The following is a 14,705-nucleotide window of genomic DNA, read 5'->3' on the forward strand; positions in this document are numbered from 1 at the left end:
CGGACTTCGGACTCAGGCGCGCGGAAAGCTGTCCGGCGGCGCCAGCACCCACTCCGCATAACCCGCCCGCATCAGCTCATAGGCGGCGACCAGCCCGGCCGCCCCGGCATAGGCGGTGACCAGCACCTGCTCCGGCGACACCTGCGCCCCGAATCCGATCAGCAGAGCCCCCAGGAACGGCCCGCCCAGCAGGAATGCCGCCAGCCACAACGGCTCGGCCGAGAGCCAGGCGCCGAGCACCGCGCGGGTCCGCTGCGACAGGCGCAGCAGCCCGCCGGCCTTCGCATCGAGCGCCTCCAGGCTGCCGGCGCGCAGTTCCGCCAGCCGCCGGCCGTCGGCGTCGATGAAGACGACCTCCACCTTCATGCCGTGACGGCGGACCGAGGCCTGCACCGAGTCGCCGAGCCGCGTCTCCAGCAGGATCGTGTTGCCGCCCAGCGCCGGCAGCGCATCGCGCACCTCCTCCGGCGGCTCGCCCCATTCGCGCAGGGCGTCCAGAATGACACGGGGATCGTCGCAGGGGATCGCATCCATATGAATCACCCGCCCCTGCGGCGCCATCACCTTCAGGATCAGCACCTGCTCCGCCGGGTCGTGCGTGCCTTCCACCCGCAGACCACCCTCGGCGACATAGGAGAATCGCAAACATCCATCACGGCGGCTGAGCGTGTTCATGGCGGCACCCCTCCGGTCGCACCCCTGGCGGATCGCACCAAAGGGATCTTGAGCGTTGGTTATCTGGGCGTTGGCGTCGACATGACCAACAAACCAGCCGGGGGAACGGCCATCGCGGCGGCGCGGCGAAAAAGGGGAAACCCGACCGGCCGAGGCGGCATCGGGACAAGAAAAAAGCGCCTAGCCGATCCGGCTGGCGCTTCCAATTTTCTCTCTCCTGGGAGAGAGTGGCGGATGGGGGGAGATTCGAACTCCCGATACCCGTGAGGGTATGCCGCATTTCGAGTGCGGTGCATTCAACCGCTCTGCCACCCATCCGCTGCCCCGTTTGGCGGGGTGGGCGGAACCTATATAAACGCCTTCGGGCGTGCAAGCCTTTTTTGCAGAAAAATGCGAAGGTCTTGGCCCGCATCCCTGTTGACTCTCAGCCCCTCCTGAGTATAGATCGTCGCTCCCATGAACGGGCTTGCGCATCGAACGGTGGGCGAGAAGCCCGCCGTTTGTTTTGACATAGGCAGTGACGACAATGTTTGCAGTGATCCGCACCGGCGGCAAGCAGTACAAGGTCGCCAATGGCGACGTGATCCGTGTTGAGAAGCTCGAGGCCGATGCTGGCGCCTCCATCACGCTCGATGACGTGCTGATGGTCGGCGACGCAGGCAACACCACCATCGGCACCCCGACCGTGGCCGGCGCCTCGGTCGTCGCCGAGGTCGTCGCCCAGGACCGCGGCCCGAAGATCATCGTCTTCAAGAAGAAGCGCCGCCAGAACTATCGCCGCAAGAACGGCCACCGCCAGGACCTGACCGTCCTGCGCATCACCGGCATCAACGGCGCGGCCTGATCCGGGTCCTCCGGTCGGGCTTCCAGGCGCATCTTCAGTTTAGGAGCAACACCCCATGGCACACAAAAAGGCAGGCGGCTCGTCCCGCAACGGCCGTGACTCCGCCGGTCGCCGTCTCGGCGTGAAGCGTTTCGGTGGCGAGAACGTCATCTCCGGCAACATCATCGTCCGTCAGCGTGGCACGAAGTTCCACCCGGGCGAGAATGTCGGCATCGGCCGCGACCACACCCTGTTCGCGATGGCCGACGGTCAGGTCTACTTCAAGCACAGCTCGAACGGCCGTACCTTCGTGAACGTCGTTCCGGCCAACGACCAGGAAGTTCCGGCCGTCGCGGCCGAGTAACCTCTAAGGTCGTTGCGCGGCCTGTGTCGCAGGCCAGCACGCTTGTGGGATAGAATCGGGGGACCGGGCGACCGGCTCCCCGATTTTCGTTTTCAGTCCGGTGCCGTCCCTCCGCCGGTTTCCCTTCCGTTTACGGGCAAGGTCCCCCGATGAAGTTTCTCGATCAAGCCAAGGTCTTCCTGAAGAGCGGTGACGGCGGCCCCGGTGCCGTCGCGTTCCGGCGCGAGAAGTTCATCGAGTTCGGCGGCCCGGACGGCGGCGACGGCGGTCGCGGCGGCGACGTGATCATCGAGGCGGCGGACGGCCTGAACACGCTGATTGACTACCGCTACAAGCAGCACTTCAAGGCGCAGCGCGGCCATCACGGCATGGGCAGCAACCGCAACGGCGCGCGCGGCGAGGATGTCGTCCTGCGCGTGCCGGTCGGAACCCAGATTCTCGACGAGAATCAGGAAACCGTGCTGTGCGACCTGACCGAGGCCGGCCAGCGTCGCGTCTTCCTGCGCGGCGGCGACGGCGGGCACGGCAACGCTCACTTCAAGACGCCGACCAACCGGGCTCCGCGCAAGTTCCACCCCGGCTGGCCGGGGCAGGAGCAGTGGGTGTGGCTGCGGCTGAAGCTGATCGCCGATGCCGGCCTTCTGGGGCTGCCCAATGCCGGCAAGTCGACCTTCCTGGCCGCCACCACGGCGGCCAAGCCGAAGATCGCCGACTACCCCTTCACCACGCTGGCCCCCAACCTGGGCGTCGTCCGCGCCGGTGACGAAGAGTTCGTCATCGCCGACATCCCCGGCCTGATCGAGGGCGCGCACGAGGGCCATGGGCTGGGTGACCGTTTCCTCGGCCATGTCGAGCGCTCGCGCATCCTGCTGCACTTGATCGACGGCACGGCCGACGACGTCGTCGCCTCCTACCGCACGATCCGGAACGAGCTGGAGGCCTATGGCGGCAACCTCGCCGACAAGCCGGAGGTCATCGGGCTGAACAAGGCCGACGCCCTGCTGGACGAGGAGATCGAGGAGAAGAAGGCGGCGTTGGAGGAGGCTTCGGGCGCCGAGGTCATGGTGCTGTCCGGTGCCACCGGCCAGGGCGTGAAGCAGGTGCTGTACCGGCTGCTGACGGTCATCAAGGAGTCCAAGGCGGAAGAACCCGAGGTCATCCACGCCCCCGCGACCCGCTCCATTCCGCGCCCGCCGGTCGGCCAGAAGCTGCCCGACGACAGCGAGATGCAGTGGGACGACGAGACCGGCGAGTGGGTCGGCGGCGAGACCGAGGACTTCGAGGAGGACGACCTCGAAGAGGGCGTTCTCGAAGAGGGTGAGGAGTTGGAAGGCGACTCGGACGAAGTCCTTGACGCGGACGAGCCGGAGGACGAAGAGGACGGTTCGGACGACGATACGGACGGAATCTCCCGCCATGGCGCTTGACGCCCCTACCCTTCTCGAATCCCGCCGGCTGGTCGTAAAGATCGGCTCGGCCCTTCTGGTCGATGGGGAAACCCGGCAAATCCGCCGGGACTGGCTCGACGCGCTGGCCGACGACGTCGCCGCCTGCCGCAAGCGCGGGCAGGAGGTGGTGATCGTCACCTCCGGCGCCGTCGCCTGCGGGCGCGAGCATCTCGGCCTCGTCGGCCGGGCGCTGAAGCTGGAGGAGAAGCAGGCGGCCGCCGCCACCGGCCAGATCCGCCTTGCCCACGCCTATCAGGAAACGCTGGCCCGCCATGACGTCACCGTCGCCCAGGTCCTGGTGACGCTGGAGGACACGGAGGAGCGTCGGCGCCACCTGAACGCCCGCAACACCATCGACACGCTGCTGAAGCTGGGCGCCGTTCCGGTCATCAACGAGAACGACACGGTCGCCACCGCGGAAATCCGCTTCGGCGACAACGACCGGCTGGCCGCCCGCGTGGCGCAGATGGTCAGCGCCGATACGCTGGTGCTGCTGTCGGACATCGACGGCCTCTACACCGCCGATCCGCGCAAGGATCCGGACGCCCGCCATATCCCCACCGTGCGTGAACTGACGCCGGAGATCGAGGGCATGGCCGGCGAGCCGCCCCCCGGCTACAGCAGCGGCGGCATGGTGACCAAGATCGCCGCGGCGCGCGTGGCCCTGTCGGCCGGCTGCCGCATGGTCATCGCCAAGGGCAAGCGCATGAACCCGCTGGCGGCGCTGGAGCGGCGGCCGGAGGATGGCGGCGCGCTCTGCACCTGGTTCCTGCCGTCCGCCGAGCCGACCAGCGCCCGCAAGGCCTGGATCGCCGGCCATGTCAACGCCACCGGCGTGCTTGTGGTCGATGACGGCGCCATGCGCGCCCTGTCCCACGGTGCCAGCCTGCTGCCGGCCGGCGTCACCGCCGTGCAGGGCGACTTCGACCGCGGCGACGTGGTGATCGTCCGCACCCAGGAGGGGCGCGAGGTCGCCCGCGGCCTCGTCGCCTACAGCGCCGACGACGCCCGCAAGATCCTGCGCCACAGGAGCACCGAGATCCCGGAAATCCTGGGCTATCAGGGGCGCGACGAGATGATCCACCGCGACGATCTGGTGGTGCGGTGACCGGCATGATCCGCAGCCCGATCCGGGCCGTCCTGTGGGACATCGACGGCACGCTGATGGACAGCGAGCCCTGGCACCAGCAGATCACCGTCGATGTCTGCCGCGGCTATGGCCATGAGTTGAGCGACGAGGATTGCCGGTCGATGCATGGCGTGGCGTTCCGCGAGATCTACGCCGCGCTTCACGCCCGCCGCCCCTTCCCCATCGACCTCCATGCCTGGGCCGACGAGATCAACGCGCAGTACGTCGCCCGCGTCGATCAGGTGCGCCCGCGCGAGGGCGCCTTCGCCCTGGTGGAGGCCTTTGCCGCCCGCGGGTTGGCGCAGGCCTGCGTGTCGAACGGCGGGCGTATGATCGTCGACGCCAACATGCGCGCGATGTCGATCCCGCATTTCCGCTTCAGCATCGCCCGCGAGGACGTCGCCAACGGCAAGCCCCATCCGGAGCCCTACCTGCTGGCCGCGAAGATGCTGGGCTTGGCCCCGGAAGCCTGCGCGGTGATCGAGGACAGCCCCACCGGCGCCCGCAGCGCCAAGGCCGCCGGCATGCTGACCATCGCCTGGCCCCAGCACCCCGCCGTGGTCTTCGACACCGTCGACCATCTGGTGGAGGATCCGGGGTCGCTGGATTGGGATGCGCTTTGCGGGTGAGGGATTTCTGCCGGAAACCCCATCAATCCAGCGTCCATTTTGCCATCTGCGGAAACGGCGCCAGCCCGTTGTTGCCCATATAGGCGAACATCCCCGCATAGCCGGTGAAGTCGGCCTGCGCCAGATTGATCAGGCCGAAATGGGTTCCCTGCTCGATCCAGGCCTGCATCGGGTGGGTGCCCTGATACTCCTTGTGCTGATAGGAGCCGGGAAAGAACAGGCATTCCTGCGGCAGACCCAGATGCTGGACCACGGCATAGGACCAGGCCTGCGACATGAACTCGCCCTGGCGGGCGGCACGGGTCAGGATCGGATCGGGGGTGCCGTCGCGCGCGGTCTGATCGGCGAGGATGGCGTCAATGTCCGTCTGCACGTCGCGGTTCAGCAGCGGCCAGTACCGGCGTGGCATGACGATGATGTGGCCGGCCTCGTGCAGCAGGTCGCCCGGTCCCTTCAGGGTCTCCGAATCGACATGGAGCGCGCCAGCACGGATGTTCACGCCGGGCAGAAAGCCGTCGCGCCCGCCCTCGCCATATTCCACCTGCATGCCGATCCCGCGCAGGAAGGCGACAATAGGGTCCAGCGCTTCGGGGTGATACATCCGCCCTCTCCACCAATTCGAAATTCGGTCGAGATATTCGCGCAACGGGCGCAATCAGGCAAGCCGCACACGGAAATCCACCCGATGCGCGTTGTCGCATCGGGCGGTCCCGTCGCAGCCCCTATTTCTGGGGCCGCTATTTCTGGATGTTGACCACCGCCGACACCGGGGCCAGCGCGATGCCGCGGTCGGCCAGCGAGGTCAGCCACAGATTGAGGCGCTCGATCGTCGTCGGATAGGGAGAGGCGAAACCGACGGCCGCGCCGTTGGTCTTGGCCAGCTCCTCCAGTTCGTGCAGCTGGTCGTCGATGGCGCCGCGCGATAGATCGCGGTCGATGACGCGGTCGCCCAGTGCGCGCGGCACGCCGGCCAGATTGGCGAGCGGCCCGGCCACGCTCTTCGGATTGACCCGCGAATCGACCAGCAGCAGGCCCCGCGCCTTCAGCGCGTCGATCACCGGCTGCATCGCCGCCGGGTTGGCGGTGAATTTGCTGCCGGTGGTGCTGGTGATGCCGACATAGCCGACCGCCTTGCCCAGCGACCATTCCAGCCGTTCGACATTGCGGTCGGGGCCGAGCATGGTCAGCAGCGCGTTCGGACCGGGATCGTCACGCGGGTAGTTCAGCGGCTCCATCGGCACCGACAGCATCACCTCGTGACCCTTGGTGCGGGCCCGCTCGACCCAGTCGTCCAGCCGCTCGGCATAGGGCAGGAAGGCCAGGGTGATGCCTGGCGGCAGCTTCGCCAGCGCATTGCCGGTGGTGACGCCGCTGAGTCCCAGGTCGGACATGACGATGGCGATGCGCGGCCGCTTGTCGGTGGCCGGGAAGGGCCGGGCATAGACCTGCCAGGGCTTGCGCCCATCCTGGGCGATGCGCGGCAGCGGACCGTTGCGGCTGTCCTCCACCAGCCCCGGCACCGGCGCCGGGGTCAGCGTCACCGCCGCCGCCGGAACGCCCGGCAAAGGCAGCGGGGCGGCGTCGGTGGGCAAAGGCGCCGCCGGTGCCGCAGCCTTGGGTTCCGGCACCGGTGGCAGCGGCAGCGGAGCGACCGCCACCGTCGCCGCCGGAATCGACGCCTGCCAGGCCTCCCGCGTCGCCTCGCCGTTCAGCGCCAGCCAGCCGGCCAGCCCGCCGCCGGCAACCGCCACCAGGGCGACGGCAGCCAGCAGAGGCTTGGACAGCGGTTTGCGCGGCCGTCCCGCCGAATCGCCTCCATTGCGGCGGAAGCGGCGCAGCCAGCCGAGTCCGGGGCGCAGACCCCGGACATCGAACCGCAGACGACCCAGTAGGGCGGGAGCCTTCACCGTCGGTTGCTCCGGTCAGCGCGCTGCGGCGCGCTGCTGGAACAGTGCGACGCCACGCAGGAGATCCAGCGCGCGGGCGAGCTGGAAATCGAAGGGCGGCTCGGCCCCTTCCGCCGCCGCCCCCTCGGCCGGAGCGGCGCCCGGCGCAGGAGCGGCACCGGGCGCAGGAGCAGCCCCCGGAGCAGCGCCGGCGCCCGGACCCGGAGCGGGTGCCCCCGGATTGGGAGCGGCCGGCGTGCCCGGAGCGGCCGGGTTGGTGGTGGCCGGGCGCGGCGCCTTATTCTGATTGGCGGCATCGGGGTTGACCAGCGCGCCCTTCAGGTCGGCTTCGCGGCGGCGGACGACGTTCTTGTCCAGATCCTCCACCTTGGCGACATGCACCTCGATGTCCGGGGTGATGCCCAGCTGCTGGATCGAGCGGCCCGACGGCGTGTAGTAGCGCGCCGTGGTCAGGCGCATGGCGCCATGGCCCGGCAGCGGGATGATGGTCTGCACCGATCCCTTGCCGAAGCTCTGGGTGCCCATGATGATCGCGCGCTTGTGGTCCTGCAGGGCGCCGGCGACGATTTCCGAGGCCGAGGCCGACCCGCCATTGACCAGCACCACCATCGGCAGGCCCTTGATCAGGTCGCCCGGCTTGGCGTTGAAGCGGGTGCCCTCCTCCGCCCGCCGGCCGCGGGTCGACACAATCTCGCCCTTTTCCAGGAAGGTATCGGACACCGACACCGCCTGATCGAGCAGGCCGCCCGGATTGTTGCGCAGGTCGAGGACGAAGCCCTTCAGCTTGTCGCCCAACTGCTGCTGGATGGAGGAGATCGCCTTCTCCAGCCCGCTCTGCGTCTGCTCGTTGAAGCTGGTGATGCGGATATAGCCGATGTCGCCTTCCGTACGGTAGCGGACCGACTGCACCTTGATGACGGCGCGGGTCAGCGACACGGTGAAGGGCTCGCCCGCCTCGCCGCGGCGGACGGTGACCTTCAGCTCGCTGCCCACCGGGCCGCGCATCTTCTCCACCGCCTCGTTCAGGCTGAGGCCCATCACCGCCTCGCCGTTCAGCTGGACGATCAGGTCGCCCGGCTGCAGGCCGGCGCGGAAGGCCGGGGTGTCGTCGATGGGCGACACGACCTTCACCAGGCCGTTCTCCATCGTCACCTCGATGCCCAGCCCGCCGAACTCCCCGCGGGTCTGGACCTGCATGTCCTGGAAGCTCTTCTTGTTCAGATAGCTCGAATGCGGGTCGAGCGAGGTCAGCATCCCGTTGATCGCCGATTCGATCAGCTGTTCATCGGTCACCGGCTCGACATATTCGGCGCGGACGCGCTCGAAGACGTCGCCGAACAGGTTCAGTTGCCGGTAGGTGTCCGACGAATTGCTGGACTGCGCGGTGACGGTGGCGACGCCGGCGCCCAGAAACACCAGAGCAGCCGCCGTGGCGGCGCGCTTGATCATCCTCATCTACCCTTGTCCTTTCCCCTCCGGGGCGCCGAACCCGCGTTGCGGGTTGATCGGCTGGCCGTTTCGTCGCAGCTCGAAATAGAGATCCGGATTGCCGTCCGACGGCATGACCGCCAGCGGTTCCCCGCTGGCCACCTTACGCCCGACGGCCGTGTCGATCCGGCCCAAACCCGCAATCAAACTATGATATCCGTTGCCGTGTTCCACGATCAAGATGAGGCCATAGCCCTTGAAGGGGCCGGCGAACACGATCGTGCCGCCGCGCGGCGCCACCACGGCGGCGCCGGGGCGGGTCTGCACCGTCACGCCGCGGCTGGTGGCGCCGAAGCGGTCGGATTCGCCGAAGCGGGTGGTCAGCTTGCCGGCGGCGGGCAGCACCATGCCGGCGATGGCCGGCGGGCCGTCGGGAGCGCGGGCGGCAAGCTCGCGCTCGCGCGCCGCTTCCTTGGCCGCTTCGTCCTTCGCCCGCTTTTCCTCGGCGGCCTTCTGTTCGGCGATCTTCTGTTCGGCGGCGCGCAGTTCGGCCAGCTTGTGCTCGGCCGCCTTGCGCTCCGCTTCCTTCTGGGCGGCGAGGCGGCGTTCAGCCTCGCGCTTTTCCGCCTCCCGGCGGGCGGCTTCCTTGCGTTCAGCCTCGCGCCGTTCGGCCTCGCGGCGGGCGGCAGCCTCGATGGCGGCGCGGCGTTCGGCCTCGATCCGCTCCATCAGCTGGCGCAGGTCGGTGGCCTGACCGGACAGGTCCGCCATGCGCTGGCCGACCTGGACGCGCTCCTCCTCCGTCTGGCGCGACAGCTCCTCGCGCCGGGCGATCAGGCGGTTCATCTCGTCCTGCTTCTCGGACAGCGCCACCCGCGCCGCCAGCGCCTTCGACCGCTGGTCCACCAGCTTGCCGCGGGTGTCGGCCAGCGCAGTCAGCGCCTGTGCCAAGGCATCGGCCCGCGCCTTGAGCGCCGGCACCGCATCGCGCAGCAGCAGGGCGGAGCGCAGCGTGTCGACCGGGCTTTCCGGCCGGGCCAGCGCCGCTTCCGGCGGAATGCGCGCCAGCCGCTGCAGGGCGGCCAGCAGGGTGGCGATCTGCTGCCGCTCGGCGTCGAGCCCGGCGGACCGCTCGCGCTCCTCCGCCTCCAGCCCGGCGAGCGACTCCTCCAACTGGTCGAGCGTCTGTTCCTGCCCGCGCGCCTGATCGGCCAAGGCGATCAGCCGGCCGCGCAGGTCGTCGAGTTCGGTCTGAAGCGCCTGCGACTGGCGTTCAAGCTGCTGCTGGCGCTGCTTGCCGGTCTGGAGCTGCTGTTCGACCCGCTTCAGCGTCTCCTTGGGCGCATCGCTTTGCGCATTCGCCGGCTGGGCGAGGATCAGGCCGGCGATGACGACGAATCCGGCGAGGATTCCCTCTCCCGCCCCGGATACCCTCTCCCCCCCGGGGAGAGGGCTGGGTGAGGGGGATGCATTGCGAGACGTAGATTGAAAAGCTGAGCTACGTTCTGAAGATTCTGCATCTCCACGCCACGCGTCCCCCTCACCCCGACCCTCTCCCCGCTCTCGGCGGATCTTCGATCCGCCTGTCGCGTCAGCGCAAACTTCGTTTGCGCGTGAGCGGGGGGGAGAGGGGGAATACGGCATGAAAGAGCCACGCGGCGCCATCCGTTACTCCGCCGCCGCGCGGGCGGCGGTGCGGACCAGCAGGTTGCGGCCGGTCATCTCGGCCGGCTTCGGCAGGCCCAGCAGGTCGAGCAGCGTCGGCGCGATGTCGGCCAGCCGGCCGCTCTCGATCCGGGCGCCGGCCGGGCCGTTGACCAGCACCAGCGGCACCTTGTCCAGCGTGTGGGCGGTGTGCGGGCCGCCGGTCTCCGGGTCCTTCATCAACTCGCAATTGCCATGATCGGCGGTGACCAGCATGGTGCCGCCGGCGCGGCGCACCGCCGCCTCCACCTGACCCAGGCTGCCGTCGACCGCCTGCACCGCCTTGATGGCGGCGTCGAGCATGCCGCTGTGGCCGACCATGTCGGGGTTGGCGAAGTTGACGACGATCAGGTCATACTTGCCGGAATCGATGGCGCCGACCAGCTTGCCGGTCACCTCGGCGGCGGACATCTCCGGCTGCAGGTCGTAGGTGGCGACCTTCGGCGACGGGACCAGGATGCGGTCCTCGCCCTCATAGACCCGCTCCTCGCCGCCGTTGAAGAAGAAGGTGACGTGCGGGTACTTCTCCGTCTCGGCGATGCGCAGCTGCTTCATTCCGGCCTCGGAAACCACCTCGCCCAGCACCTTGGTGAGAGATTTCGGCGGAAAGATGGTGGTCATCAGCTTCGCCAGCGCCGACGAATATTCGACCATGCCGACGGCGGCGGCCAGCTTGGGCGCACCGTCGACCGGGAAGCCGTCGAAAGCCGGATCGACATAGGCGGCCAGGATCTCGCGGGCGCGGTCGGCGCGGAAATTCGCCATCAGGATGGCGTCGCCGTCCTTCATGCCGGCATAGCCGCCGATCACCGTCGGGAGGATGAACTCGTCATGCTTGTCGGCGGCATAGCTCTGCTCGATCGCCTGGATCGGGTCGGCGGCGCGCTCGCCCTCCGCCTTGGTCATCGCCGCATAGGCCTTGGCGACGCGGTCCCAGCGCTTGTCGCGGTCCATGGCGTAATAGCGGCCGATGACGGTCGCCACCTCGACGCCCGGCAGCTCGAAGACGTCGGCCATGAACTCGGCGACCTGATCCTTGGCACTCTGCGGCGGAACGTCGCGGCCGTCGGTGAAGGCATGGACCGCCACCGGCACGCCCTCGCGCGACAGCACGCCGGCCAGCGCGGCGATGTGGTCCTGGTGGGAGTGCACGCCGCCCGGCGACAGCAGGCCCATCAGGTGGACGCGCCCGCCGGTCTTGTGCATCGCCTTGACCAGATCGTTCAGCGCGGCGTTGCGCTCAAGCTCGCCCTCGACGATGGCGTGGTCGATCATCACGAGATCCTGCATGACGACCCGGCCGGCGCCGAGATTCATGTGGCCGACCTCGGAGTTGCCCATCTGGCCCTTGGGCAGGCCGACCTCCTCCTCGCTGGCGTCGAGGAAGGCCGTCGGCTCGGCCGACCACAGGCGGTCCCAGTTCGGGGTGTCACCCAGCGCAATCGCGTTGTCGGACCGCTCCTCGCGATAGCCCCAGCCGTCCAGGATGCAGAGGACGACGGGGCGGGGTCGGTTGGTCTCGGTCATCGCGCTTACCTTTCTCGAAAGGTTGTGGTCTCGGAGATCTGTGTTTTTCGGCTCCGGCGCTTTTCCGCGCGCCGGATGCGACGCAGGGAATCAGGATCTGTGATAGGGGTGACCGGCAAGAATTTGTTGGGCGCGATAGAGTTGCTCCGCAAGCATGCCGCGCACCAGCATGTGGGGCCAGGTCATCGGCCCGAAGGCGAGCAGGAAGTCGGCCCGCGCGCGCACCGCCTCGCCATGGCCGTCGGCACCGCCGATCAGGAAGGCGAGGTCACCGGCGCCGCGGTCGCGCCACTCGCCGATCTTGGCGGCGAAGGCTTCGCTGGGCAGCGCCTTACCGCGTTCGTCCAGCGCCACCACGATGGCGCCGGCAGGCACGGCGGCGAGCAGCAGCTCCGCCTCCTGCCGTTTCAATTCGTCGGAGGAGAGGCGTTTCTTCACCTCGACCTCCTTCAGGGTAAAGGGCCACCCGAGCCGTCCGACATACTCGTCGAACAGGTCGCGGGTCGGTCCACCCCGCGACCGCCCGACGGCGGCGAGCCACAGACGCATGGTGCGGCCCTCCGCCTCCGGCCCGTCAGGCGCTCAGCCGTGCCGTGCCCGACGGCGTCGGCAGCTCCAGACCCCACATCTTCTCGATGTTGTAGAAGGTCCGGACTTCCGGCTTGAACAGGTGGACGATCACGTCGCCGGCATCGACCAGAACCCAGTCGCACTGGGCCATGCCTTCCATCTCGACGCCGCGGACGCCGGCCTGCTTCAGCTTTTCGGCCAGCTTCATCGCCATGGCGGCGATGTGCCGCGTGTTGCGGCCCGACGCCACGATCATGTAATCGGCGAAGGTGGTTTTCCCGGCGAGATCGATGACGGTGACGTCATCCGCCTGATCGGCGTCGAGCGACGCCTGAATGAGCGCCTTCAGGTCCTGCGGTTCCAGGATCTGGGGAACGGCGGCTGGCCGCGGAGCGGTCGCGGCCGTTTCGGTGTGCGTGGTGATGGCTCCAACCTCTTGCAACGGTTTCACGACCCGGCGGCCCGTGCCTGCCGGATCGCCGTCGCCGAGGCCGGGTGCAAGGGGTTGCGTAAGAACGCCCAGGCCGGCCGCCTGCGGCGCGCCAGCCCTTTGACCCCCGACACCGACACCCGTCGACGGGTGTAGCGCTGGGCGGCCTGACCGCTCAACGCACTAAGAGAATAGGTGGGGCGGGCGAAAACCGCAACGGCCACCGAGTCGAAGATTCGATTCCAATGCTTCCAGCGCGGAATTTGTCGCAAATTGTCCGCCCCCATCAACCAAACGAAGCGTGTTCCGGGGAAGCGGTGCTGAAGCTTCGCCAGCGTGTCGGCGGTGTAGCGGGTGCCGAGCGCGGTCTCGATCGCCGTCACCTCGATCCGCGGATGGGCGGCGACCGCCCGCGCCTCCGCCATCCGGTCGGACAGCGAAGCCATGCCGGCGGCGGATTTTAGCGGGTTCTGCGGGCTGACCATCCACCAGACCCGGTCGAGCCCGAGCGCCTTCAGCGCGAACAGGCTGATGTGCCGGTGCCCGGCATGGGCCGGATTGAACGACCCGCCGAGAATGCCGACGGTGAGGCCGGCATAGAGCGGGCCGGAATAGAGGTGGGGGGCCTGGGCCTGATCCTTACGGTCGCGTCTGGCCATCGCCGCGCACGACATACTTGTAGCTGGTCAGCTGCTCCGCCCCCACCGGGCCGCGGGCGTGGAACTTGTCGGTGGAGATGCCGATCTCCGCCCCCATGCCGAACTCGCCGCCGTCGGCGAACTGGGTCGAGGCGTTCCACAGCACGATGCCGCTGTCCACCCGCGACAGGAACCGCTCCGCCGCCGCCGGATCCTCGGTCAGGATCGATTCGGTGTGGTGGGAGCTGTGGGCGTTGATGTGGTCGATCGCCGCATCCACCCCATCCACCACGCCGCAGGCGATGATGGCGTCGAGATACTCGGTGTCCCAATCCCCCGGTGCCACCGCCGTCACCCGCGGATCGACCGCCTGGGCCGCCGCGTCGCCGCGCACGGCGCAGCCGGCATCCAGCAGGTCCTTCACCAGCACCGGCAGCGCGGTGTCGGCGATGGCGCGGTCGACCAGCAGCGTCTCGGCGGCGCCGCAGATGGAGGTGCGGCGCATCTTGGCGTTCAGCACCACCTTGCGCGCCTTTTCCAGGTCGGCGCCGGCATCGACATAGACATGGCAGTTGCCGTCCAGATGCTTGATGACCGGCACCCGGCTCTCGTCGGCGATGCGCTGGATCAGCGACTTGCCGCCGCGCGGGATGATGACGTCGATATAATCGCGCATGGTCAGCATGTGGCCGACGGCGGCGCGGTCGGTGGTCGGCACCAGCTGGATCGCCGCCTCCGGCAGTCCGGCCTCGCGCAGACCCTGGACCAGGCAGTCGGCGATGGCGCGGGACGAGCGGATGCTCTCCGACCCGCCGCGCAGGATGGCGGCGTTGCCCGACTTCAGGCAGATTCCGCCGGCATCCGCCGTCACGTTGGGCCGGCTTTCATAGATGATGCCGACGACGCCCAGCGGCACGCGGACGCGCTGGATGCGCAGGCCGTTGGGCCGCGTCCATTCCGCCAGCACGCCACCGATGGGATCGGGGAAGTCGGCGATGTCCTCCAACCCCTTGGCCATCGCCTCGATGCGCTTGTCGTCCAGCATCAGCCGTTCGCGCATGGGGCCGGACAGATCGCGGGCGTTCGCCATGTCCTCGGCATTGGCGGCCTTGATCTCGGACGCGCGGGCGCGGATGGCCGCCGCCGCCGCCCTCAGCGCCCGGTCCTTCGACGGTCCTGGCACGGTCGCCAGCGCGGCCGCGGCGGCGCGGGCGGCGCGGCCGAGGGCGATCATCTGGTCGTGCAGGGCGTCGGTGGTGTCGAGCAGGGCGGACATGGAGGTCTCCGGACACTCTATCCGTTGAAGGGACGACGACCTTAACGAATTGTTCGGGGTTGCGAAAGCCGCGCGGTTGTGGGACTTCGGCGTTGCGGTATGGGCGGGCGTGTGCAAAACGCAACGCGGCACCCGCAGTGCCGGGGCAAGGTTTTCG

15 protein-coding genes and 1 tRNA gene are annotated in these 14,705 nt (G+C 68.7%); 5 read left to right on the forward strand and 11 right to left on the reverse strand.

Annotated features, from left to right (window positions below):
- Nucleotides 1-12 precede the first annotated feature (12 nt).
- The gene (locus B9N97_RS23450) at nt 13-675 is read right to left on the reverse strand and encodes a hypothetical protein (RefSeq protein WP_085090098.1); all 663 of its coding nucleotides are present in this window, start codon (nt 673-675) and stop codon (nt 13-15) included.
- A 228-nt stretch (nt 676-903) separates the two neighbouring features.
- Nucleotides 904-993 (reverse strand) — tRNA-Ser (locus B9N97_RS23455).
- A 208-nt stretch (nt 994-1,201) separates the two neighbouring features.
- Between B9N97_RS23455 and rplU the strand changes: the two genes are divergently transcribed.
- From rplU to B9N97_RS23480, 5 genes are all read left to right on the forward strand, one after another.
- Nucleotides 1,202-1,519: a 50S ribosomal protein L21 gene (rplU, locus tag B9N97_RS23460; protein ID WP_012974890.1), complete on the forward strand. Its 318-nt coding sequence runs from the start codon at nt 1,202-1,204 to the stop codon at nt 1,517-1,519.
- A gap of 55 nt (nt 1,520-1,574) precedes the next feature.
- On the forward strand, nt 1,575-1,862 hold the full coding sequence (rpmA, locus tag B9N97_RS23465) for a 50S ribosomal protein L27 (RefSeq protein WP_014248601.1): 288 nt from the start codon (nt 1,575-1,577) through the stop codon (nt 1,860-1,862).
- Between the two features lie 149 nt (nt 1,863-2,011).
- The gene (gene obgE, locus B9N97_RS23470) at nt 2,012-3,289 is read left to right on the forward strand and encodes a GTPase ObgE (RefSeq protein ID WP_085090099.1); all 1,278 of its coding nucleotides are present in this window, start codon (nt 2,012-2,014) and stop codon (nt 3,287-3,289) included.
- Nucleotides 3,279-4,418 carry a glutamate 5-kinase gene (proB, locus tag B9N97_RS23475; protein WP_085090100.1) on the forward strand — a complete coding sequence of 380 codons (1,140 nt, stop codon included), beginning with the start codon at nt 3,279-3,281 and terminating at the stop codon, nt 4,416-4,418. Before obgE ends, proB begins: the two co-directional genes overlap by 11 nt.
- A gap of 5 nt (nt 4,419-4,423) precedes the next feature.
- Entirely contained in the window at nt 4,424-5,068 is a 645-nt protein-coding gene (locus B9N97_RS23480; protein ID WP_244560862.1) for an HAD family hydrolase, read from the forward strand.
- A gap of 22 nt (nt 5,069-5,090) precedes the next feature.
- On the opposite strand, the gene B9N97_RS23485 is transcribed toward B9N97_RS23480, so the two are convergent.
- The 9 genes from B9N97_RS23485 to B9N97_RS23525 all read right to left on the reverse strand — a co-directional run bounded on the left by B9N97_RS23485 (nt 5,091) and on the right by B9N97_RS23525 (nt 14,548).
- Nucleotides 5,091-5,669: a hypothetical protein gene (locus B9N97_RS23485; protein ID WP_085090102.1), complete on the reverse strand. Its 579-nt coding sequence runs from the start codon at nt 5,667-5,669 to the stop codon at nt 5,091-5,093.
- Between the two features lie 136 nt (nt 5,670-5,805).
- Nucleotides 5,806-6,975, reverse strand: coding sequence for a divergent polysaccharide deacetylase family protein (locus B9N97_RS23490; RefSeq protein ID WP_085090103.1), 1,170 nt, complete (start codon nt 6,973-6,975; stop codon nt 5,806-5,808).
- A 15-nt stretch (nt 6,976-6,990) separates the two neighbouring features.
- On the reverse strand, nt 6,991-8,430 hold the full coding sequence (locus B9N97_RS23495) for a S41 family peptidase (protein ID WP_085090104.1): 1,440 nt from the start codon (nt 8,428-8,430) through the stop codon (nt 6,991-6,993).
- The gene (locus B9N97_RS23500) at nt 8,431-9,618 is read right to left on the reverse strand and encodes a murein hydrolase activator EnvC family protein (protein ID WP_244560863.1); all 1,188 of its coding nucleotides are present in this window, start codon (nt 9,616-9,618) and stop codon (nt 8,431-8,433) included.
- A gap of 453 nt (nt 9,619-10,071) precedes the next feature.
- Nucleotides 10,072-11,634, reverse strand: a complete 1,563-nt coding sequence (gene gpmI / locus B9N97_RS23505; protein WP_085090105.1) for a 2,3-bisphosphoglycerate-independent phosphoglycerate mutase — start codon at nt 11,632-11,634, stop codon at nt 10,072-10,074.
- Between the two features lie 90 nt (nt 11,635-11,724).
- Nucleotides 11,725-12,183: a 23S rRNA (pseudouridine(1915)-N(3))-methyltransferase RlmH gene (rlmH, locus tag B9N97_RS23510; protein WP_085090106.1), complete on the reverse strand. Its 459-nt coding sequence runs from the start codon at nt 12,181-12,183 to the stop codon at nt 11,725-11,727.
- Between the two features lie 25 nt (nt 12,184-12,208).
- The gene (gene rsfS, locus B9N97_RS23515; protein WP_014248611.1) at nt 12,209-12,655 is read right to left on the reverse strand and encodes a ribosome silencing factor; all 447 of its coding nucleotides are present in this window, start codon (nt 12,653-12,655) and stop codon (nt 12,209-12,211) included.
- On the reverse strand, nt 12,652-13,293 hold the full coding sequence (locus B9N97_RS23520) for a nicotinate-nucleotide adenylyltransferase (protein ID WP_085090107.1): 642 nt from the start codon (nt 13,291-13,293) through the stop codon (nt 12,652-12,654). The genes rsfS and B9N97_RS23520 overlap by 4 nt, the downstream gene beginning before the upstream one ends.
- Nucleotides 13,274-14,548: a glutamate-5-semialdehyde dehydrogenase gene (locus tag B9N97_RS23525; RefSeq protein ID WP_085090108.1), complete on the reverse strand. Its 1,275-nt coding sequence runs from the start codon at nt 14,546-14,548 to the stop codon at nt 13,274-13,276. The genes B9N97_RS23520 and B9N97_RS23525 overlap by 20 nt, the downstream gene beginning before the upstream one ends.
- Nucleotides 14,549-14,705 lie beyond the last annotated feature (157 nt).

It is taken from the genome of Azospirillum oryzae (genome assembly GCF_900177515.1).
Lineage (GTDB): Bacteria > Pseudomonadota > Alphaproteobacteria > Azospirillales > Azospirillaceae > Azospirillum > Azospirillum oryzae_A.